Below are 20710 nucleotides of genomic sequence, written 5' to 3'. Positions count from 1 at the left end.
AAATAGGATCTCTCTTACTTTGAGAGGTATATTTCTATGGAAGATACATTTATTTTATTTCCTTCCTCGTTGGTTACTTCCTCTGTAGCTATCTTTATGTCCTTCAGTTGTGTCTCCGGCATAAAACGTCTTCGTACTATCTCTGCCACATCTACTGCTCTGGATATGGCCCTTCCGCGTGCCTTAATAGCTACTTCGTTCGACCCAGAATTTAACTGGGTTATGGCCGCCAGTACATAGTTCATTGGCGGTTTATTTCCGACGTATACCACGTTATCTGTGCCCGTTTCCTGATTCATTTTTTTCACCTCACTGGATTTATCCATAGTTAAATAGCACTGCATAATATAAATCTATCGACAGGCCAAAGGAAGAAAAATTGTTAGCTGAGCACAATATTGTCAAAAATAAGCAATATATAGGGGAAGACATATATTGTTTGTAAATTGCAATCAAACACGGCGAATAAAATGGTAATGCCAAAAAGTTTGGAAAGTATGTATTCATGTATGGACACAAACCATGGAATGGCAGTGGAAGGAATATTTATCCTCAATTCAGATGGTAACTTTGTCCATTTAAATGAAAAAGCACTGGCCTTTATTGGAAAAAAACATGAAAGGTTGATAGGCAAGCCATTTATTTCCATTGCCCCAAAAAGGACAGGCAGAAACTTTATGCTATATGCAGGAATTTGTTTAATGGGGAAAGCGTTATGTATACAACTCCAAATTTTGAAATAAATATATATCCCATAACCCAGAACAAAAAAATTATAATGTCTATAGGAACAATCAGAGATATTACACACATCAGGAAGATGGAGAGAGACAGGAAGAATGCCATACACAGGGAGAGGATTTTTAAAGAGAGTATATCCCATTATTTTTTTAACCCGCTGGTGATTGCGAAGGGGTATATCCAGCTTGTTATAGATGAAACGGCAGACGATGAAGAAAAGAAAAAGCTGGAAGCTGCGAAAACAGCAATCAACAGGATAGAATCTGTGGTTAAAAATGTCATAAATAATGGAGACGTAAGGGAATGACCCTGATAAATGGACCGGACGGGATTTGAACCCGTGGCCTCCACCATGCCAAGGTGGCGATCTTCCAACTGATCTACCGGCCCCTCTGTTGTGAAATGTCCTGCCCTCATAAATTTTTTTCTTTCTTTTCTTTCAATTGTCTTCTCACCATTTCAACTGCTTTCTTTTTTGCTTCTTCAAGTTTCTCGACTATGGGCCCTCCGGCCTGTGCCACCTCCTGCCTCCCACCCCCGCGCCCGCCCAGGATGCGGCCAACTGCCCTGGATATTGCCGAACAATCTACGCCTATGCCCGGAGAAGATGCTACTCTTATCACGGCCGATTTTTCCGCCCTGCTTCCTGAGATGACAACGGCATTGCCCCTGCTGGTTATATCCTTTATGGCTGATGGAGTGAGCTCATCCTGTGTAACTATTTCTGTGCCTTCAGCGGTCTCGGCTGTACTGTATGCCGTACTTTTCTGCAACTTTTCTACCTGCTTCCGTAACTTTTTCCATTCATCGAAAAATCTTTTTACTGTCTTTGGCAGAACTGAAGTATCGACATTCAAAATGCCCGCCGTTTCTTTGAGGATATCTTCCTGCCTGTGCACGTACTCCAGTGCCTTATAGCCCGCACAGAATTTTATTCTCTCCACCCCATCCTGTATCCTTTCCGTTGCCGTGATTTTTATGAATCCTATCTCCGCTGTATTGTCAACATGAGTGCCGCCGCATGCCTCAACTTCTATTTCGGGAATATCGACTATACGAAGAACACTTCCTTTGGGTGGGCCGCCCTGATAGATACGCATTCCATACTTTTTCTCGGCTTCACTCCTCGGAAGCCACTCTTTCGTTACAGATTTTGCCTGCATCACAATAGCGTTAGCCTTTCTCTCTATTTCTTTTATTTCATCCGGGGAAATCCTCCTGAAGTGGGAAACATCGAGCCTTGCCTCAGTCTCATTTAGCTGCGAGCCCCTCTGCCATATATGTTTTCCAAGGACTTTTCTTGCAGAAGCGTTTATTATATGGGTCGCAGTATGATGACGCATGGACGCATATCTCTTCTGCCAGTCTATTTCTCCCTGCACGTCCCCTTCGTTGATTTTCCCATCTATTATATGAACAACAGCATTTCCTTTCTTTTCCGCCCTTAAAACCCTGCACTTCTTTCCGTTCTGGATTAACACACCCGTATCGGATTCCTGTCCGCCGCCTTCTGGATAAAAAAGGGTTCTATCAAGTATAACACCTGTTTTGCCCCTGATGTTTCCCTTCCACAGAACGGTGGCTTCAAATTTTTTGTCGTACGGTTTATCATAAAACAAAAGCTCTGTCGTGTAGTCTGATTTTTCTTCCTCTTTTTTCTCATCTGAAGCATGGCTGTGGATTTCGGCCACCATGGGATAAAAATTTTCTGGAATGTTTACTTTTCCTGCAACTTCCTTTACGACCTCAGGGGGTATTCCGTAAGTATCATAAAACTGGATGAGTTTTTCAGCGGGTATGCTGTCCTTTCCCTCCATATACCGGGCGACAAGCCTTTTTCCTTTTTCAAGGGTTGCATAAAACTTTTTTGTCTCGTTTTCCAGCACGTCTCTAATCACTTCTCGAGATTCAATAAGTTCCGGAAAATCAGGGGAAAGAGAATTTAGATGCATGTTTACGATATCTGCCAGTGGAATATCTATATCAAGATGCGAGAGAAGACGCAATGACCTTCTGATAAGCAGTCGTGCGAGATATCCTTCCTCTACATTTGAAGGAACTATACCATCACTCAGCATAAATGCAAGACATCTGGCATGATCTGCCACCGCATAAATGTCATGAAGTTTGTTGCCTTTGATTCCTGCCTTATCCACAATATTTTTTATCACATCCTGAAATATGGCATCATATATTGTGGGGGAGCCTTGAGTCAACCATACAAGCCTTTCCAGCCCGTACCCCGTATCAACAATACGCATGGGCATCTCGGAGTAATGCTCTCCATTCACCTCATACTTTCCATTTTTATCTTTCCTCAAATTCATAAATACAAGGGTTGCCACTTCCATACCCGAAACAATAACTTCCAGGCATGCTCCCGCATTTCCTCCGCCATGCCATTTTCCTTCCTTGTATGTCACCCTATCTTTTTTTATACCCAGCTTCTCCAGGAAATCGCTGCAATACCTGATTGTCTCCTCGCTCCAGTACACCTTGTCGTGATTGTTAAAAGCGTGATGCCCCATCATTTCGAACATCGTCAGATGCCTGCCGCTTCTTCCGACTTCCTCCAGATCGTTGAGGCGTATGCTCGGCTGGGATATTACGAGGGGATTTGCTGGAGGGGGTACTTCACCTGAAGTTACATGGGGCTGAAAGTCCGCTATCGACGCTATGGTCAAATAAACGTCGGAACGCCATCTTGCCACGACAGGGTAGCGTTTCAATCTTGTATGGCCGTTACGCTCAAAAAAAGAGAGAAATAATTCTCTCATGGAAGAAAGGTCATGTTTTTTGTTTCCGAGAGGGCTGCCTATGAAAGAGTAGGGAACGCAGGGAGCATCCCCGCACAATTCTTGGCCCTTGCCCGTTGTCCAGAAGTAAGAACCGCATTTTTTGCATTTTTTTCGCGAGAAGCCTTCCTGCCCGAAGAAGTCCAACTGCAGGAATTTTTGCAAATCTGATTGCATTCTGCCTATATATGGAAAGGTTTTATAAAAAGTTTGATGGAAAAAAAGCATAATGTATTGAACGGATTGGGAAGTAAACGGACTGACGAACCGGACTATTTTCCTCTCAGAACTTCTTCGACCATCCTTCTAAATTCGGATGGAAGAATTGTTCTCTCTATTACTTTCTTTGCACCGGCATCCTCCAGATTCTTTGCCCATCTGGTGGCAAACCATGCAGTATATCCATATATCTGGGCATCGGGATCCATGTCCAATATTCTCTTCGTCGCTTCCACGCCGTCTATCTTTCCCTCGCCCCACTGGGTAAGATTGAGATCCATTATTACTAAATGGGGGGTTCTATTTTTTTTCATAAGCTCCCTGTATTTATCAACGCCTCCTTCCCCACTCAGTTCACTATAAACTTTTATTGGCATGCTGGATCGAGAAAGATTCCTCTTTATCAAATCCTGCATTGTTTCTTCGTCATCCACAACCAGTACAATTTTTGTTTCTTCTGTCATCTCCAAAGTAATAGAGACATATTTATAACTTTTTACAATTCAGCCTCAAAATCTTCAGCCCTCATCTCAAATTCTTCGTAACTCTTTATCTCTCCCCTATTCTTAAGAATTTCTCTTGTAATAAGCCAATAGGTAAGAGCAAGGGATTTTCTTCCCTTATTGTTCACGGGTATGACATAATCCACATATTTTGTCTCATTATTTGTGTCACAGAGAGCAATTACAGGTATGCCAACATTTACTGCCTCCTTAAGTGCCTGAGAGTCCCCTATGGGGTCTGTTAGAAGGATGATATCCGGCTCTGTAAATGTGTCGCAGTGGGAGTTTGTAAGCGTTCCAGGCAAAAATCTTCCCGGCATGGCGGTTATGCCCGTCGCTTCAGTAAGCTTGGATATGGGTTTTTGGGCGTATTGACGTACTGCCACGGCGAGAATTTTTTTTGGATCGTATCTCGCAAGAAGTTTACCTGCGATTCTTATACGGCGATCGCTCTCCGTTATGTCTATGATATAAAGCCCGTCATTTCTCACCCTAGCTATGAATGGTTCCATATGTACTGTCTTTTGTTGTGTCCCTATTTCAGTACCACAGGAAATGTACATTTCTTCAGATACAAGCATTTTTTCTTCTTCCATGTAATCCCCCCTATACAACAGGACCTTTTATAATCTTTCCCTTTCGCTTTACAGTCATCGGGATAACTCCTTTGTTTAATTCAATTAATGCAAGTTCAACAGGGTTGCCTTTACCTTTAGGCTGCTTTATCAGTAGGGGAGCACCCATTGTTATTTGCAACGCCCTTGCACCGATTATCCGGGCTTTCTCAAATCTAGTATAATGCACATTACACCTCTAAAACCTTTTGCGAGCTATGTATGCAGACGTTATTTAAAAGTTTTATTGTTAAATTCGGTTAGGGGTACATACAAAATTACATAAACTCTAAATAGTTTTCTTTCTTTATGTTGTGGAGTTGAGCAATTTGAGAGGGAATAGAAATTGGTGTTATGCATGGACCAGATTATCGGTGTGGCAATAAAAATAATAATATGCCTTCTTTTCGCCCTATTTTCATTGAGATATAAGGTGCTTGATGTTAAGGGCACGGCGGTTGCGGTATTGATAGGCGTTATAATACTGTTCTCAACCGGAATAAAGTGGTTCCTGTTGCTTATACTATTCCTTTTTCTGGGTTTTTTATCGACAAAATTCCGCTTCGGTTATAAAGAAAGGAAGGGGCTGCATGAGCGGGGAAACGGAATGAGAAAAGCCAGAAATGTTATTGCCAACGGGATGGTGCCGGCCGTGCTCGCTTTTCTGTCGCTGTCATTTTCTTCGGAAAAAATGGCTGTTCCGTTCGTCGTGGCAATAGCAACTGCAACCTCTGACACATTTGCCTCGGAAATAGGAGTTCTTTCGGATGACGTATACCTTATAACCAATCTCAAGAGAACCGAAACGGGCGCAAATGGTGGCATATCATTGCTCGGGGAGGGTGCCGCTGTTCTTGGAGCATTCGTAATCTCAATTTCGGCATTTTTTTTAATTAACATGGAACTTAAATGGTTCATATTCTCAATCGTCATGGGGTTCATCGGCTGTCATATCGATTCACTGCTAGGTGCCACGCTTCAGGGGGGGGATAAGGGGCGGGAGAGCCAGCTTCCATCAGATGCAATTCTTACAAACAGCGATGTCAATTTATTATCAATTTCTATTGCATCCCTCATAGCATTTATTTTTGCTGTTTTGCTATTCTGAGCAATGTTACATCATATGTTGCCATTCTCTTTCTGTGGAATGCAAACATCCTTTTTATTGGAAAAGAGTAATCCCTGGAGAATGTGATTTCTCCATCCAATGAGGATATAAGCGTTTTTATAAAAGGAATCGTTTTTTTCAAATGGGTGGAATAAACGATGGGGGCTATCTCCAATCCTTTTTTTAAAAAAATTCTGTCTGCATTTCTGTTGCTCCGCTGCGAGCCAAAAGGGGGATTCATTATCACAACGTCTGCTTTTACTGATACGTTTTCCACATCTTTCACAATGAATGTAATGTCATTTTCCTCGCCCACCAATTCATTTGCCTGTTTCTCCGCCGTTTCGACAGCAGATTTGTCAATGTCTATTCCCACAACTTTTTTCGCACCGAGCAGGGCAGCCCCTATACAAAAAATTCCCGTGCCACAGCCCAGATCAATGACTTCTTTTCCATTTATATCGCCATAGGCATTGAAGAGTATGTCTGCCGTTATGCCAGCGGGCGTCTGGTACTGTTCCAGTGATGGAGAGGGGTTTTCTATACCGGAAACTTTCTGCAGTATCATCTCGAGTTCTTTCTTTTTCATGGCTGCCATAAGAATGCACATAATACTTTAAATATTACATTATCGATTCTTGCCATTGCGGATGAAAGACGATTACGGGGTTGTGGTCTGTCCAAAATGCAGGATGGCACGGGCTGTAAGGTTGGGACAAAAAACGACGGCATGTACCAGATGCGGTAAGAAATTTGAAGTGAAAGAAAGAAGAATACTTTACAGGGCAAAGGATGCCAGGGAGATAGGCATTGCAGTGGCTGAGATAAATAAAAAATTGATGGAAAAGTGACCCAAAAAGTTATTTATTAAAATGTATTGCAAAAGAGTGATGCTGTGAGAAAAATTGCCGTAATTGCAATCGCATTATCTGCAGTGGCTTTGTTGTTAATGCCATACTCTGCATCATCGCCTGGAGACAATATAAAGGTCGAAAAGGAAGATATAAGCATAGTGGGGGATGAAGTAAACGAAAGGATTTTTTTTACTAGCACGCTCGGAAAATATAATGGTACGATAGAGATTTGGGCGACTTCCAACCCTAAGATAGAATGCGAGGGAAAAGAATTGGCCGGGGTTTTTGAAGAAAATATAGTTGAGATAAATCTGGGAGAGAATGGAATAGTCATACCTGCGGGAGGGAATATATCAATAAATGTGAGCTATACTATCGACGGCAAATTTGAGAATAGAATTATTTATCATACGGATTTGATGGAGATAAATATAGAGTCCGCAAAATATCCGAGGGGGAATATCCCGATAGAATATAAGGGCGGCAATGAGTATGCCTCTACTTTAAAATCACTTGAAAAAGGTGATGGTTTCTGGGTAGAATTCGTGGAGATATCTCCCGGTGGGAAAACAAATATAGACATATTGTCCATTTTGGCGGGCTCGGTCGCAATATTGCTGGCCATAGTTCTCATTGCATTGGCCGGAAAAAAACGTAAGGATGAAAGAAGGCTTGGGAAAGAACCGGTTGAGGCTTTGGAGTTGAGAAAGAAACTGCTGACAAATTCGCTCAAAGCACTTGAAATCGAACATGACAAGAAAAAAATTCCGGATGCATATTACAGGTCAATAAAGGATTATTTTAAAGGGGAAGCAGTTAAAGTTTTGAAAGAACTGGACAGGAGAAAATAGTGCCCTGGTCATTTATATGCTATCGTTATCTTCAAAGACAGCATACGGTATCTCTATGCACCTTTCGTCTACAATACGGAAAGCTTTCAATTCCATATTTATGGGGTCGGCGACCAGTGCCACGTGAAATGGCTTATTAAACATTCTGCTCTGCGTATCCATGTCAACAGGGGACATAAAACTCGTATATCCTGGATGGGAATGGTACCAACCGATAAGAATGTAATCATACCCAATTTCATCAAGCTGGTCAAAAAGATTTTCGAATGCATCTTTTTTAAATTTTACAGATACTGGAGTGGAATTCAATTTGCCCGTAACAATATCATGGATGACAGAGAAATCTTCTCCATTCCATCTGTACAAATCTCCGGCCAAAAAACCCAGCGCCTCCAGCCCTTTGTTGGCCATCACGGCACAGTGTTCCAGTATTTCATCGACTGCATGGCTCTCAATATAAAGATTAAGTTTTTTGTCGTAGTATGTGGCAACTTCTTTTTCTTTCGTCACGAAATCGCTGTCAATTTTTTCAATGCCGAGATTATACAATCGCTGTGATACAAAATTTTTTAGGGCATCACCGCTTTTTTCGGGGGCGTAGTCGAACAATATGTTTTCTGGAGGTCTATGCTCTCTAGGATTTTTTCTTTTTTCGCCTGTTATCCGTACCATTCTCTTCTTCTCCAATAATTAACGGCTTTTTATGTCCGGCCCTTGATTTGTCCGGCAACGGCGGATTATACGGGTGTTTGTTGAAATACTCGGCAGCCTTGGTACAGGTATCATTATCGTATGGGTTATCGGGATTGGGATTCAAAAGCAGCGATTCGATGCCCCTTATAAAAGCCGGAAGATTTGACCGGAAGCTCCATTCATCTAGCAACTTGGTGCATATATACCCTCCATCAGAGGGGAGCATTATATTCGGGTGAAAAATCTTACTCCGCCATCTGACTATCGGCGTCTGGAACGGATAATCCTCGGTTATGGTAATCTGTAACTTGTGATTGTACCTGCTTCTTATTTTGTTTCCTTCCATTATCGGGCCGGGCGTATTCACAAGCGTAACCATTATACTCACAGGGAATTTATTAAAATCTGGGTCAGATAAAGAAAAATAGTGTCTAAAATCTTTCCTGCATTCCCGAAGCTCGTTTTTCAATCTGGATACGAGGAGGTCTTTAGGGAGGGGCAATTTTCATCACCAATAGCCGCCTTCTGGGTCAGGAATTAACTCAACAACGTCCCCATCCTGCAGTTTTGTTCCATCAATACTTGTCTGTCCCCCAAGCACTTTTTTCCCGAACCTTACGACATATGCGCCCGGGTCCTTATTCCAGTAGTTGGCAGCGCTTTCCACAATTTCTTCTACCGTGTTATCGCCCTCAACATCCATACTGATTTTATTTCCCGTCTCGGCGTCTTTTACTGATAGTTTCATTTTATCAGTCCAAAATTGGGGAATAACTTAAATATTTATCGTTTGTCATGATGCGGACATGCAGGATTTATTGGCAATTCCATAACATCCGAGAAGTTTCTGTTTCCATCGTAATAAAAAATATTTTTTATGAGGTTGTCCCTCCCGTGCACAATCTTTAAAGCTTCCTGAACCTGGACTGCCGATACGATGCTTGTTGTATTCACATCGGCCGCTAATTTCGGCTCAAAAAATGAGATGTTCCTGCCCGTGCAGCTGTATCTTAAATTTCTGATTTTGTTGTGTGTTGAATTCATCCCGCATTCAAGGCAACTGGTTTCTGGAGGGATTACTATCTGAACTTTGCCGATGAGGCCCCGTGTGGCTCCGTCGATGTAGGGCACATTGTGAAAATATGAATGAGCGTTTACATGGAGCCTTGCCAAAATGTTATCCAGACAGCCGAGGACTATGTCATGTGATGGAATGAAATCATCTGGAAAATCCTCAATTTTGCTAACAAATGCACGTACGTTAACAGATTCGTCGAGCATTTTTAATTTCTCCGCCACAACCTCTGCCTTATTCCTCTTTTTTCTTGCATCTCCATCCGAAAAAAAGATGCACCTGTTCAAATTCGACATAACTACGTAATCCATGTCGACGAGCGTGATATTCCTGAATCCTGAAAGCACGAGATCCTTGCACGTCTCGTTTCCAAGGGCTCCGGCACCTACCACAAGCACCTTTGCCTTTTTTACCTTATCTAGCTTAAACCATCCCAAACGTTTCGACCTCTCGTATTTATCCTCGTCAATAGCACCAACTTTCAGTAATTCCTCGCCCACGCTTGTGTAATATATTATTACTTAAGTATTGTTTGGCTGACAGGAAGTATATCAATTTAATATAACTCCCTGAACAGAGAATGTCCCGCCGCAGGACGTGTTACGCAAATATTAAATGAATTTTTGTTAGCAAAAAATTTACAAAATTAATACAACAAGAATGATGGTAAGGACGAATCCAGATAAAATTCTTGTTTTCTTCCAAAACAGTGGTCGCGAATTTGGAATTCACTCTTTGGTAGTATCTCCAATATTTTTTGCTAAATATTGTTTTATCAATGAATAAATGAAATAATGGCCATAAAGTGCGATTTGAGAATCCTCGATAATAATTTTCAACTTCGTCCTCCGACAATTTGATCCTTTTCAACTTATATTTTGGATCTTCGGGAGGAACTTCTGTTGTATTGCCGGTGGTAAAATCGCCCTTGCTACTTCCCCACGCTATCCACAATCCATTGCATAATTGCATTACCGAATCTAGAGCGGAGATCAATCCTCCAGTAGCCTTCCTACATCTAATGCCCTTTCCCGTCTTTTCTTGAATATATAGCTCTCTATTGGAGACTAAAATTAGATCTTTCATTTTTAATTTTTTATCGGACACTATATTCAATAATTACCAAGTAATCATCATTAAAATAACTTTTGTTGTCACAATCTGGAAATAAGCGGCTCTTCTCTATTATATTCAGCTGCCGTAGTTACATTTTTCAGCCAGACTTCTTCTGTCCTCTCCCTAAATTTCTTTCCCCTGAGCAAATGGTGGTCGTATATCATCAGCCCAGGGTTTCCTTCCTTAGAGATTCGACAAGCATTTTGAATGATCCTATTCATGTTTATTTTATTCAACATGTAGCCCAATAAATAAGTTGCCGGTCCATCCAATATCAATATATCCGGCTTTTCATCGATCAACCATTGTGCATAATCCTCGATGACAGGCCCCTGTAAATCTGAGGAATGTATGATTTTTTCTCCATTGCATTCGACAATCGTTGCAATGACCCACCCGGTTCGTGCATATTCTATTCCGTGGAATAATGGTTTCGTGAATCGGATAGTCGTATCGCCTATTTTCATTTTCTTTCCATCGGCGAAATACACCGATGCATTTTCCAATATCGGTTCTTCAATCCACTCATTCGTTGACCAATGATTCGTTAATGAAATGAAATTCTTCCTCCATTTATCCAACAGTTCTTCCCTCCTAGATTGATACTTGCCAAAATCCTTATTCTTTGCTATATCCAATTCATCGAATGGATCTTCAAAAATTTTTTTCTCGCTATCTTTCGTTTTAAGGTTGCCATTAAAGGCAAAACACAATTCTTCCAAAAATTTCCTGCCCCTCTTCCATTGGGAGAGATTTATCCATTGATTTGGATCTTTTATCCACAATTCCTTCCCTTCATACAATTCCTTATTTGAGAGGGGCGATGAATAATGGTCGTAATGATAATGGGATATTACTATAAATTCAGCTTCTTTAGAAGTATTGATTATGTTTTCCATCGCTTTTTTCTTATAAAATATTTTCTTTTCTTTTGGTAGCGGGTATGATGGCTGCATCGCTGCTGCACCCGGGTCGATTAGTATGCTTGTATCCTTCGTTTTAATTAATGTGCAGGCTGACTTTGCTCCCATGGAGTCGAACCATACGAGTTTGATTTCCATTACATCGAATAAAACAGCCGTTTTATTTATTTTTATCGTGATATAAAGTATAGGCTTTTTGCCTTTAACATACAAATCCATTTATTTTTAACATCGTGCTTAAAAAACTTTTTACCATATCTTTATCCTTCTAAAGAACATGCTAACACATATCCCACAAGGTTTATTTAACCAACTCATATTCATTTTAAGGGGGAAAAATGAATGATGACATATTCAAAAGTTTACTGAAATCCAGCAATATATTTAAAAATAAAGAAGTTTTGCGTCCATCATATGTGCCTGATATATTGCCTCACAGGGAGAAAAATATAGACGAATTGGCTTCCGTGCTCGTGCCGGCGTTGAAGGGAGAAACGCCTTCCAACGTATTTATTTATGGGAAGACAGGTACGGGTAAGACTGCAGTGACAAGATATGTTGGCAAACGTTTGTCCATAAAAGGCTCGGAATTGAACAGGGTTACACATTTCGTATACATTAATTGTGAGATAGTTGACACCCAGTACAGGGTTTTGCAGAATATAGCAAATCATTTTATGGAAGACTGGTCGGAGCGCATTCCATTTACGGGCTGGCCGACGGATGAGGTTTATTCAAAATTGGTAAAGCGAATAGATAACAGTGAGAGCGTTGTGATAATCGTCCTTGACGAAGTGGACAAGTTGAAAGGGGACGAGGTGCTTTATAACCTCTCTCGCATGAACAGCTGTCTGCAAAAGGCAAAGACATCCCTGATAGGAATATCAAATGATCTGAAGTTCACCGAATTTCTTGACCCGAGGGTTAAGTCGTCTCTCGGCGAGGAAAATATGATTTTTCCCCCTTATGCGGCAAACCAGCTAGAAAATATTCTCGGGGAGAGGGCGAAAATTGCATTCAAAGAAAATGTTCTTGATGAATCGGTAATACCCCTATGTTCGGCCCTGGCGGCGCAGGAGCATGGCGACGCAAGGCGGGCGCTGGACCTGCTGCGTGTGTCCGCTGAAATCGCTGACCGCTCTGGAGAAAATAAAATACTGGAGGAACATGTAAGGCTGGCCGTTAACAAAATAGAAATCGACAGGGTCAAGGAAGTTGTGTCCACACTGCCCGCACAGTCCAAAATGGTTCTCATGGCCGCTGTTATCGGAGACCAGATATTTGATGTTCCTCCGAATACGGGAGACATCTATAATGTCTACAAGCAGCTTTGCATGAAGGCAGGGATGGATATTCTGACGCAAAGGAGGATAGCAGATTTGATATCGGAACTGGACATGCTGGGCATCATAACCGCCAGAGTTATTTCGAAGGGCAGGTATGGAAGGACAAAAGAAATACAGGTTTCCACGCCCATAAGGAAGATAGAGAAAATATTGTCAAAAGATGACATTATACCAGATCTTCCCGACTTAAAAAGTTTAAAACTTAAAATACAATCGCGTTTATTATAGGCTCTCCGAATCTTTTTTTTTCCGGTAATATTCGTAGGCATCCAGTGAAATGGGTATGGCTGAAATAGCAACTAATGAGAGGCCAAGACAGACCCATATATCTTTAGGGGCTACAGCCTTTCCCACCTTTACCCATCCATTCTCGGCATTCACTTCTTGATTGCCTGCTATCATCAATTTTATCATTCCAAACCAGGGCAGTTCACCTCTCGCCTTCCCGATAATCCACTCCGGCTTTACGGGCTGTGCACATATCCCCCCGCTGGGATACTGGTCTGGCAATTCGTTATTATCACCCTTCGTTATAAATCCGCTGTTCATGGGCTTATAGCCAGATATGTGGAGTTCTGGTATGGATATTACCGATGCATCTTCTATTCCGTATTCCCTTACCGTATATTTTCCTCCTTTATACTCAACCCAGCATATGGCGCGGTGTATGATCGGCGTTCTATCCCTATTTCCCATTGGATAATAAATTATTACATCCCCGTAATCGCTGTATGTCCTGTGGCCTGTTGCAGGATTGCTACTTTCACCTCTTACTGTTATGCCATCCCTGCTGGAAATTTTTTTCACCAGAACTAGGTCTCCGGGGTCTATCGTCCCAATCTTTCCGTAAGGGGCATTGTCATGCATCATCGAGCCGGAGGTAACGACAACCATCGGCGTATCGGGGAACTGGCCTGTGTATGCCCATAATGCAGTGATTATTATGCCCACTATGGCTACTGCAGCGAGAACATCCCTAATTGTAAGGAGAATTTTTTCATTCATTGCGGCACCCTTAATTGCCTCACATTTAAATTACTTTCCTTCAAAATTTCCAATGAAAGTTCATCCGGATACATTATTTTATAAACAATCTCTTTCAACTCGGCATTCACCAGCATTTTTGCACAAACGCTGCACGGAAAGTGAGTTACATATATAGTTCCACCTTTTATGGAAACGCCAAACACCGCCGCCTGGATTATAGCGTTTTGTTCTGCATGCAGGCCCCTGCACAATTCATGTCTTTCCCCGCGCGGTATGTCCAGTTTCTCTCTCATGCATCCAGTTTCATCACAATGCTTGAAACCCTTTGGAGGGCCGTTATACCCCGTTGACAAAATGTGGTTATTCCTTACAATTACCGCCCCTACATGTCTTCTCAGGCAAGTAGAGCGTGTTGCAACGATTTTTGCTATCCTCATAAAATACTCGTCGTATGCCGGCCTGGACGTTTTCATCGCTTGTAATATATCGCCTTTTTTTAAAATATACGTCGAAATGTTTATATAGACAAAACGCCATATTGAAAGCAAAAAGAAAGCAAAATGATGATAAAATGAGACACTGCCCGTATTGCGGAACTGAAATGATTCACCACGTATATGGCAATAAAGTATACTGGATGTGCAAAAAATGCGGCAAAGAAATTGTAACGCCCAAGAGTGCAGAGATCGTACTGGGCACAATACACTAATCCATCGAAATTCCATAAACTTTTTCTGGATTGTCTTTATGAATCTTGTACACATCTTCCTCGCTCGTTATCCCTTCCTCCAGAAATTTTTTCACTCTCCTCGGCACTGTCTTCAATCCAAGCACGGCGCCGGGACGCAGCGGGTCATCAATATAATCCGTTTCCATAAAAAATCTTGTTCCCTTGGCCAGAGCTTCCTTGATCGCTTTTTCTGTTGACAATATTGAAGGAAATATGCCGTGGTTTTCTTCTTCCTTTACAAGAGGCGGGGAAAAATGCTTCACAACTCTTGCCTTTTCCATGCCAACTCTGTCTGCCATTTCTGCCAGTTCTTTAAAACCGTCTGGGCCAATGCTCTCCGTATGAAGAACGACCGGCACGTTTGCTTCTTCAGCCATTTTCATTCCGTATGCCATTATTTTATTGCTGTCCTCCCATGCCTGCTCATCCACTTCAAAGTGGGGGCGGCCTATCTCCCCGATTGCTATCGCATTTCTTTCAATGCAAAACTGTTGTGCTTCCTCCATGCCTCTGAACATGATTTTCTTTGCTTCATCCCTCCCGAATTTTTTTCTCAGTGCAAGATAATCTGCTGGATATGGCCCAACTGTAACAAAAATTTTTATGCCCGTAGCAATGCCTGCTCCCTCAGCCATTTTCACTGTTTCCTTGTAAGCGGGCATATAACTCTTTTCCCCGATCACTTTTTCCACCATGGGCATTTGGCAGAGTATGAGATGAGTCCCTCCCGCCCGCTTAAATTCTTTCACTGCCTGAATGTAACGGCCGTCGCGGCGAAGATGCATGTGGTTGTCGAGAATTATCATAACCGGGTGTAATATACAATCAAATATATAGTATGCAGGAATTGGCAGCTTGTCAGCACAAAAACGTTTAAAAATATACAAGAGATAATGGGTTATGGCAGTAAAAACAGAAAAGACAAAAGTCGCTGTTATGCTGGTGGTAGCGATATTACTTTTTAGCAGTGGTGGAATAGCTGGGGTATATAATGCCGGAAAGGCGGGCGTTGGAAATGTGAATGTTATTACTGAAATTTCATTAAGTTTTTCCAGGCCTACTGTGAGCAGCAATGAAAACTATGTGGCTGTAAATGTAAAAGAGGCAAATTCCACACTGGTTGCCAGCGAACCCATCCTGCCCGTTCATTCAACCGTACTAACGTTCCCACTCGGAACAAAGATACTTGGAGTGGAATGTATACCACTGGCTATTAGAACAATGAAACTGGATAAGAAAATTGAACCTGCTCCAGAACCTATATTGCTTGATGGCAAATATTCTCCCAAAAAGGTAGTTGAAAACGAGGGAGTATATGGCAGTACTGCCCCCTATCCAGAAAGATGGTGTTATTACAGAACTGGTGGCGGAATAGATAACGGAGAACGTGTGACGTTTCTATCCGTCAGTGTCTACCCAGTGAGATATTTGCCGGCATTGAATATCCTGCAATATGCAACCAATATCAAAATAAAAATCAGCTATGAAGAGTCGATACAGCCGCTTTTTGCTGATGCTTACGATCTGCTCATTGTATCGCCATCTGAGTTCAGCGATGCTCTGCAGCCATTGATAGAGCATAAGGAAAGCTATGACGTAAAAACCATGCTCGTTTCCCTTGATGAAATCTATAATAGCAATTATTTCACCGTTCGGGGCAGGGATGACGCAGAGAAGATAAAATATTTCATTAAAAATGCAGTAGAAGAATGGGGTATAGATTATGTAATGCTTGTTGGAAACTCGGAAAAATTGCCGGTTAGACGTGCCTACGTTAAAGATGGGGAGGAGAGCAGTTACATAAGCGATCTTTACTATGCTGACATTTATGATTCGGATGGTAATTTTGTTAGCTGGGATTCAAATGGGAATGACAAATTCGGGGAATATGATGAAAATGAGATAGATTTTGTGGACTTATATCCCGATGTATTCATTGGTAGGGCTGCCTGCAGTACCAACGAGGAAGTTACGGTGGTGGTGAACAAAATAATATCCCATGAAAATATGGAGGCCTATGAGAAGCCGTGGTTTAAAAATATTATCGTATGCGGGGGAGATACATTTCCCGGTGACGATGATAACATTGATGAGGGGGAGTATGCCAATCAAAAAGTGTTGGATATTATGGGAAATTTCAACCCCACAAAATTATGGGCTTCTAATAACAAAATAGATTCTCCTGCAAATATAGACCATGCGCTGTATGAAGGGGCAGGATTCATCGATTTTTCCGGGCACGGCAGCCCAGGCAGTTGGGTTACACATCCACATGGAAAAGATAAAGTATGGTTGCCTTATGGAGGATATAAAATAAGAAATATCAATTCACTTGTGAATGGAGATAAGTTGCCCATCGTTATTTTAAATGTATGTTCTAACTGCAAATTTAGCATGAATTGTTTTGGCTGGGCATTTTTATCAAATCCGGACGGGGGCGGAATCGCAGTCTGCGGCAACACCGGGCTCGGATGGGGCTATGACGGCAGAAGCACTGTTCAAAGACTCTGCGGTCTTATGGAACTGAATTCTTTTAGGTCATATGCAGGTGGTGCTGAAACCTTTGGTGAGATATGGAAGGAAACAATAAACAAATATGTAAATAGATTTGGCAGCAGCATGGATAAGCTCGACTACAAGACTGTAGAAGAGTGGGAGCCATTGGGCGATCCTTCCCTGCAAGTCGCAATACAGTCGCCAGATGAAAATAAGCCGCCGAATAAGCCGGAAAAACCCACTGGCCCAACTTCCGGCAAAAGATGGAAGGAATATGGATATACCACATCTTCTGTTGATCCCGACGGCGATCAAATTTATTATATGTTTGATTGGGGGGACGGAACAAATACGGGCTGGATTGGCCCATATGATTCTGGTGGAGAGGTAAACGCATCACATACGTGGGATAAGAGAGGGAATTACGAAATAAAAGTAAAAGCCATGGATTTATACGGTGCCGAGAGCGCATGGTCTGATCCATTAGAAGTATCAACGCCCCTATACTATCCAAAATTGTTTCAATTGCTGTTCGAGAGGCTGAATGAATTCCTTTCCCTGTTGATGGAGAATAATATTTTGTGGACTTCCAGTTAGCATGCACTGTTAATGTAATGCCCCATCCAATTTTCCAAAGGGACGAGGAAAAATTTAAGTAAGCTTTTTTTTTATACTACTTATTAGAGCCAATATTAGAGCCAATGATATATATGTATAATCGTTTGTTGGAGGCAAAAACATGATAGGCAAAATGGATAAAAATAAAAAAAGAAAAATTTGGAAAAGTAGTTTTGGGAAAGTGATGGCAATAGTGATTGTGGGGTTGTTTTTGGGAAGCGGATTTGGTGTTATCGGTATGGAACATTCCGGAATGGCTGATGGTAAGACAATAATAGACGGTAATAATAGCAACGATGGTGAGAGCGATTTGTACCTCTACTCGCATCTTGCTACTCGTGAAGAAATAAATAGGATGAAGGAAAGAGTGGGCATCTATGATCCAAACAAAAACTATAATGTAATATACGATGGCTATGGGACCGGATTTGCCCCTCCAACAGAGGAGGAATGGAATGCAATGGTTGGAAATATACGGATAGTGAACCCCACTCCGGGAAACAGCTCATTCCCCTCAGTGGGTGCTTCCAGAGACCTATCTGCTGATCCTTGTTTCCCCCAAGTTCGTAGCCAGGGAGGTCAGGGTTCGTGTGCAGCTTGGGCATCCACATACTACGCAGCCGGCTACATACAAGCCAGCGGCAACGGGTGGACTGAAGCCAGTATCGGCAATAACAGCCAGTTGCTCAGCCCGGCGTTTACCTACAACAAATGCAACGGTGGATATGATGGTGGGTCTTGGATGTATACTAATGGATATGTCATGGAAACAGTTGGTGTATCCATATGGAGCAAAATGCCCTATAATGACTTAGATCCGGTGAGCTGGGGTGACGAAAATGCTTGGAGAGATGCGCCATCGTATCGCATCAACGAGACATACTATCTTGGCACGCCGGTTGGCTACACTGATGTAAGCACCGTTAAAGGTTTGCTGGATAGTGGGTTGCCAGTGACATTTGCACTGAATGCCAGCAGCTATTATTATTGGGGGAGTGATTATGTACTCAACTCTGGTAACATGCTGCCGGGTGTAAATCACGGAAACTGCATTGTTGGATATAATGACTCAAAAACGGATGTAGAGAGCGGCGAAACTGGTGCATTCAAAGTAGTGAATTCATGGGGTTCGGGGTTTGGGGATAATGGCTATTACTGGATGACATACGACGCTTTCATGGGAGGAAATATTGTTGCTGTAACCTGGTTTGATGATTTGTATATCACGGATAGCCCTTCGCTGCTCAGCACCTGGGAACTGAACCCGCAGTGTGATCGACAGGCATCTGTTGAGCTCGGTGTCGGCTCTCATGCTAGCCCTTTGGATACAAGAACACCTTGGTGGGAGGGGGGTTCGCATGGCTATCCAAACTTCATGTGCCTGGATATCACCGAATTTTATGATGAATGGAGTGGCGGCACGTCTGGCTTCTATTTGGATATCGGCGATACCGGTACCGACGGCACCATCACCTCCTTTAAAGTAGAGTATTATGAGGGAGGTTACAACCCTGGCTTGCCCACTCAAACATCATCAGAATCTCCGGATGTTCCTCAAACTACTCCAGGTTATGTCACAGTTTCCTTTTCTTCTCCGCCACCGAGCATTGTTTATGTTGATGACAACTTTGATGCTTCAACCCCAGGATGGCAATACGACCATTTTGCCAACATACAGAATGGTATAAATGCGGTTACGGACAGCGGGAGTGTGCACGTTTACAACGGCACATATTATGAAAACGTGGTTATTAGTAAAAGCATAAATCTTACCGGAGAGAGCAGAGATAATACTGTTATCGATGGTGGTGGTATTGGTGACGTGGTGTACACAGGCATCGATTGGGTGAACATATCCAACTTCACCATTCAAAATGGAGGGCAGGAAGGCATTTATTTGGTCAATGCTGATAACGGTAGCATCACTAACTGCGATGTTTCCTTCAACGGAGATGTAGGCATCCTCCTCAATCATTCCAATTATTGCAGTATAGAGAGCAATGTTATCCACAACAACACCTACGACGGCATTTTACTGGAATATTCAAACTATACGGATATAACAAACAACGACGCCTACTGGAACGGTGTGGGCAACAACGGTGAGGGCATTTTACTCATGTATTCGCATTACTGCTACATTGCCAACAACACTGCTCATGACAATGGAGAGGATGGAATCATTCTGGAGCCAGATAGCAGTTACAACAATGTTTTCAATAATACCTGCTACGGAAATGCTGATTGTGGCATATTAATATCTAATTCAAGCAACGAAAATTTTGTTTACGACAATAATGTTTATGACAACACCTACGACGGAATTTTGGTGGAAACATCCTCTGGCAATGATGTTATTAAAAACAACATCCATGACAACGGTCAGGAGGGAATGTACCTTTTCTCGTCTAGCGATACCGTCATCAAGAACAATACCTTTGAGCAAAACACAGGCTACGGCATTTATCTTACATCTTCATCCACCAATGTTATCTATAACAATTATTTCAACAATACGAACAATGCTTGGGATAATGGAAACAATAAATGGAATATAACAAAAACAGCAGGCACAAACATCATTGGGGGACCATACCTTGGAGGCAATTATTGGAGCAATTACAATGGCTATGATATAAATGGAGACGGTTTAGGAGATACACTCCTTCCATGCGACTCCAATGGAAACATCCTAAGTGGAGGCGACATGCATCCGCTGGTGTCACCAAATTATGCTCCAACAGCAAACTTTACTCACTCACCAACCTCCCCAACTACTGATGACACAATCACCTTCACCGATACAAGCACCGATGCAGACGGAACCATCGTTGACTGGCTCTGGAACTTCGGTGATGGAAATGTAAGCAAGGCAGGAACTGCTTTACAATTCGATGGAACCAATGATTACATAGATTGTGGAAACGATGCAAGCTTAGATATTACTGATACAATTACTGTTGAAATGTGGGTTAAACCCTCAGCAGTAGTTAATGCTCATGGAATAGCATTGGTAAAAGGTGGTTCATTCCAGTTACGTA

General features: G+C 42.1%; 23 protein-coding genes and 1 tRNA gene. 9 read left to right on the top strand and 15 right to left on the bottom strand.

What is annotated here, in order from left to right:
* Positions 1-14: 14 nt before the first annotated feature.
* A complete protein-coding gene (gene albA / locus U9O96_03725; protein MEA2054213.1) occupies positions 15-299 on the bottom strand; it encodes a DNA-binding protein Alba in 285 nt (94 codons plus the stop codon).
* A gap of 234 nt (positions 300-533) precedes the next feature.
* Between albA and U9O96_03720 the strand changes: the two genes are divergently transcribed.
* Together U9O96_03720 and U9O96_03715 are read left to right on the top strand one after the other, a co-directional pair.
* Positions 534-743 (top strand): PAS domain-containing protein, encoded by a 210-nt coding sequence (locus tag U9O96_03720; GenBank protein MEA2054212.1) that lies wholly within the window; start codon positions 534-536, stop codon positions 741-743.
* A gap of 35 nt (positions 744-778) precedes the next feature.
* Entirely contained in the window at positions 779-1048 is a 270-nt protein-coding gene (locus U9O96_03715) for a hypothetical protein (GenBank protein MEA2054211.1), read from the top strand.
* Positions 1049-1058: 10 nt separating this feature from the next.
* Here U9O96_03715 and U9O96_03710 read toward each other — a convergent pair.
* From U9O96_03710 to U9O96_03690, 5 genes are all read right to left on the bottom strand, one after another.
* Positions 1059-1131: transfer RNA gene (locus U9O96_03710), tRNA-Ala, on the bottom strand.
* Between the two features lie 23 nt (positions 1132-1154).
* Complete coding sequence (gene alaS / locus U9O96_03705; GenBank protein ID MEA2054210.1) at positions 1155-3713, bottom strand: alanine--tRNA ligase; 2559 nt, start codon at positions 3711-3713, stop codon at positions 1155-1157.
* Positions 3714-3808: 95 nt separating this feature from the next.
* Positions 3809-4219: a response regulator gene (locus U9O96_03700; protein ID MEA2054209.1), complete on the bottom strand. Its 411-nt coding sequence runs from the start codon at positions 4217-4219 to the stop codon at positions 3809-3811.
* A gap of 32 nt (positions 4220-4251) precedes the next feature.
* On the bottom strand, positions 4252-4854 hold the full coding sequence (gene rpsB / locus U9O96_03695; GenBank protein ID MEA2054208.1) for a 30S ribosomal protein S2: 603 nt from the start codon (positions 4852-4854) through the stop codon (positions 4252-4254).
* A 10-nt stretch (positions 4855-4864) separates the two neighbouring features.
* Positions 4865-5062 (bottom strand): DNA-directed RNA polymerase subunit K, encoded by a 198-nt coding sequence (locus tag U9O96_03690; GenBank protein MEA2054207.1) that lies wholly within the window; start codon positions 5060-5062, stop codon positions 4865-4867.
* Positions 5063-5230: 168 nt separating this feature from the next.
* On the opposite strand from U9O96_03690, the gene U9O96_03685 reads away from it, so the two are divergent.
* Positions 5231-5980 (top strand): DUF92 domain-containing protein, encoded by a 750-nt coding sequence (locus U9O96_03685; GenBank protein ID MEA2054206.1) that lies wholly within the window; start codon positions 5231-5233, stop codon positions 5978-5980.
* Here the strand turns inward: U9O96_03685 and U9O96_03680 are convergent.
* Positions 5955-6569 carry an METTL5 family protein gene (locus U9O96_03680; GenBank protein ID MEA2054205.1) on the bottom strand — a complete coding sequence of 205 codons (615 nt, stop codon included), beginning with the start codon at positions 6567-6569 and terminating at the stop codon, positions 5955-5957. The two genes, U9O96_03685 and U9O96_03680, sit on opposite strands and share 26 nt — an antisense overlap.
* Positions 6570-6630: 61 nt before the next feature.
* Between U9O96_03680 and U9O96_03675 the strand changes: the two genes are divergently transcribed.
* A complete protein-coding gene (locus U9O96_03675; protein ID MEA2054204.1) occupies positions 6631-6831 on the top strand; it encodes a DUF1922 domain-containing protein in 201 nt (66 codons plus the stop codon).
* 44 nt (positions 6832-6875) lie between these two features.
* Complete coding sequence (locus tag U9O96_03670) at positions 6876-7685, top strand: hypothetical protein (protein MEA2054203.1); 810 nt, start codon at positions 6876-6878, stop codon at positions 7683-7685.
* Between the two features lie 12 nt (positions 7686-7697).
* On the opposite strand, the gene U9O96_03665 is transcribed toward U9O96_03670, so the two are convergent.
* The 5 genes from U9O96_03665 to U9O96_03645 form a co-directional block, all read right to left on the bottom strand.
* Positions 7698-8357: a hypothetical protein gene (locus U9O96_03665; protein ID MEA2054202.1), complete on the bottom strand. Its 660-nt coding sequence runs from the start codon at positions 8355-8357 to the stop codon at positions 7698-7700.
* Positions 8320-8880: a ubiquitin-conjugating enzyme E2 gene (locus tag U9O96_03660; protein ID MEA2054201.1), complete on the bottom strand. Its 561-nt coding sequence runs from the start codon at positions 8878-8880 to the stop codon at positions 8320-8322. Before U9O96_03660 ends, U9O96_03665 begins: the two co-directional genes overlap by 38 nt.
* Before the next feature lie 6 nt (positions 8881-8886).
* The gene (locus U9O96_03655; GenBank protein MEA2054200.1) at positions 8887-9126 is read right to left on the bottom strand and encodes a hypothetical protein; all 240 of its coding nucleotides are present in this window, start codon (positions 9124-9126) and stop codon (positions 8887-8889) included.
* A gap of 35 nt (positions 9127-9161) precedes the next feature.
* A complete protein-coding gene (locus U9O96_03650) occupies positions 9162-9953 on the bottom strand; it encodes a ThiF family adenylyltransferase (protein MEA2054199.1) in 792 nt (263 codons plus the stop codon).
* 654 nt (positions 9954-10607) lie between these two features.
* Entirely contained in the window at positions 10608-11711 is a 1104-nt protein-coding gene (locus tag U9O96_03645) for an MBL fold metallo-hydrolase (GenBank protein MEA2054198.1), read from the bottom strand.
* A 119-nt stretch (positions 11712-11830) separates the two neighbouring features.
* On the opposite strand from U9O96_03645, the gene U9O96_03640 reads away from it, so the two are divergent.
* Positions 11831-13066 (top strand): ORC1-type DNA replication protein, encoded by a 1236-nt coding sequence (locus U9O96_03640; GenBank protein MEA2054197.1) that lies wholly within the window; start codon positions 11831-11833, stop codon positions 13064-13066.
* On the opposite strand, the gene U9O96_03635 is transcribed toward U9O96_03640, so the two are convergent.
* Together U9O96_03635 and U9O96_03630 are read right to left on the bottom strand one after the other, a co-directional pair.
* Entirely contained in the window at positions 13061-13843 is a 783-nt protein-coding gene (locus U9O96_03635) for a S26 family signal peptidase (protein ID MEA2054196.1), read from the bottom strand. The two genes, U9O96_03640 and U9O96_03635, sit on opposite strands and share 6 nt — an antisense overlap.
* Complete coding sequence (locus U9O96_03630) at positions 13840-14298, bottom strand: dCMP deaminase family protein (protein MEA2054195.1); 459 nt, start codon at positions 14296-14298, stop codon at positions 13840-13842. The genes U9O96_03635 and U9O96_03630 overlap by 4 nt, the downstream gene beginning before the upstream one ends.
* A gap of 65 nt (positions 14299-14363) precedes the next feature.
* Between U9O96_03630 and U9O96_03625 the strand changes: the two genes are divergently transcribed.
* Positions 14364-14534, top strand: coding sequence for a hypothetical protein (locus tag U9O96_03625; protein MEA2054194.1), 171 nt, complete (start codon positions 14364-14366; stop codon positions 14532-14534).
* Here the strand turns inward: U9O96_03625 and U9O96_03620 are convergent.
* A complete protein-coding gene (locus U9O96_03620) occupies positions 14531-15361 on the bottom strand; it encodes a TatD family hydrolase (protein MEA2054193.1) in 831 nt (276 codons plus the stop codon). The genes U9O96_03625 and U9O96_03620 overlap by 4 nt on opposite strands.
* 94 nt (positions 15362-15455) lie before the next feature.
* Here U9O96_03620 and U9O96_03615 point away from each other — a divergent pair, with 94 nt between their 5' ends.
* Entirely contained in the window at positions 15456-17648 is a 2193-nt protein-coding gene (locus tag U9O96_03615; protein ID MEA2054192.1) for a C25 family cysteine peptidase, read from the top strand.
* Between the two features lie 142 nt (positions 17649-17790).
* Positions 17791-20710: NosD domain-containing protein (locus U9O96_03610; protein MEA2054191.1), on the top strand; the 2920-nt coding region annotated here is incomplete at its 3' end.

This window comes from Candidatus Thermoplasmatota archaeon (assembly GCA_034660695.1).
Classification (GTDB): domain Archaea; phylum Thermoplasmatota; class E2; order UBA202; family DSCA01; genus JAYEJS01.
This window is presented reverse-complemented; position numbering and strand designations above follow the sequence as displayed.

What these genes read in the sequence shown, in the direction of transcription:
- albA (MEA2054213.1), bottom strand. Translation starts at nt 299, where the DNA reads ATGAATCAGGAAACGGGCACAGATAACGTGGTATACGTCGGAAATAAA.
- U9O96_03715 (MEA2054211.1), top strand. Translation starts at nt 779, where the DNA reads ATGTCTATAGGAACAATCAGAGATATTACACACATCAGGAAGATGGAG.
- alaS (MEA2054210.1), bottom strand. Translation starts at nt 3,713, where the DNA reads ATGCAATCAGATTTGCAAAAATTCCTGCAGTTGGACTTCTTCGGGCAG.
- U9O96_03700 (MEA2054209.1), bottom strand. Translation starts at nt 4,219, where the DNA reads ATGACAGAAGAAACAAAAATTGTACTGGTTGTGGATGACGAAGAAACA.
- rpsB (MEA2054208.1), bottom strand. Translation starts at nt 4,854, where the DNA reads ATGGAAGAAGAAAAAATGCTTGTATCTGAAGAAATGTACATTTCCTGT.
- U9O96_03685 (MEA2054206.1), top strand. Translation starts at nt 5,231, where the DNA reads ATGGACCAGATTATCGGTGTGGCAATAAAAATAATAATATGCCTTCTT.
- U9O96_03680 (MEA2054205.1), bottom strand. Translation starts at nt 6,569, where the DNA reads ATGAAAAAGAAAGAACTCGAGATGATACTGCAGAAAGTTTCCGGTATA.
- U9O96_03675 (MEA2054204.1), top strand. Translation starts at nt 6,631, where the DNA reads ATGAAAGACGATTACGGGGTTGTGGTCTGTCCAAAATGCAGGATGGCA.
- U9O96_03665 (MEA2054202.1), bottom strand. Translation starts at nt 8,357, where the DNA reads ATGGTACGGATAACAGGCGAAAAAAGAAAAAATCCTAGAGAGCATAGA.
- U9O96_03655 (MEA2054200.1), bottom strand. Translation starts at nt 9,126, where the DNA reads ATGAAACTATCAGTAAAAGACGCCGAGACGGGAAATAAAATCAGTATG.
- U9O96_03645 (MEA2054198.1), bottom strand. Translation starts at nt 11,711, where the DNA reads ATGGATTTGTATGTTAAAGGCAAAAAGCCTATACTTTATATCACGATA.
- U9O96_03640 (MEA2054197.1), top strand. Translation starts at nt 11,831, where the DNA reads ATGAATGATGACATATTCAAAAGTTTACTGAAATCCAGCAATATATTT.
- U9O96_03635 (MEA2054196.1), bottom strand. Translation starts at nt 13,843, where the DNA reads ATGAATGAAAAAATTCTCCTTACAATTAGGGATGTTCTCGCTGCAGTA.
- U9O96_03630 (MEA2054195.1), bottom strand. Translation starts at nt 14,298, where the DNA reads ATGAAAACGTCCAGGCCGGCATACGACGAGTATTTTATGAGGATAGCA.
- U9O96_03620 (MEA2054193.1), bottom strand. Translation starts at nt 15,361, where the DNA reads ATGATAATTCTCGACAACCACATGCATCTTCGCCGCGACGGCCGTTAC.
- U9O96_03615 (MEA2054192.1), top strand. Translation starts at nt 15,456, where the DNA reads ATGGCAGTAAAAACAGAAAAGACAAAAGTCGCTGTTATGCTGGTGGTA.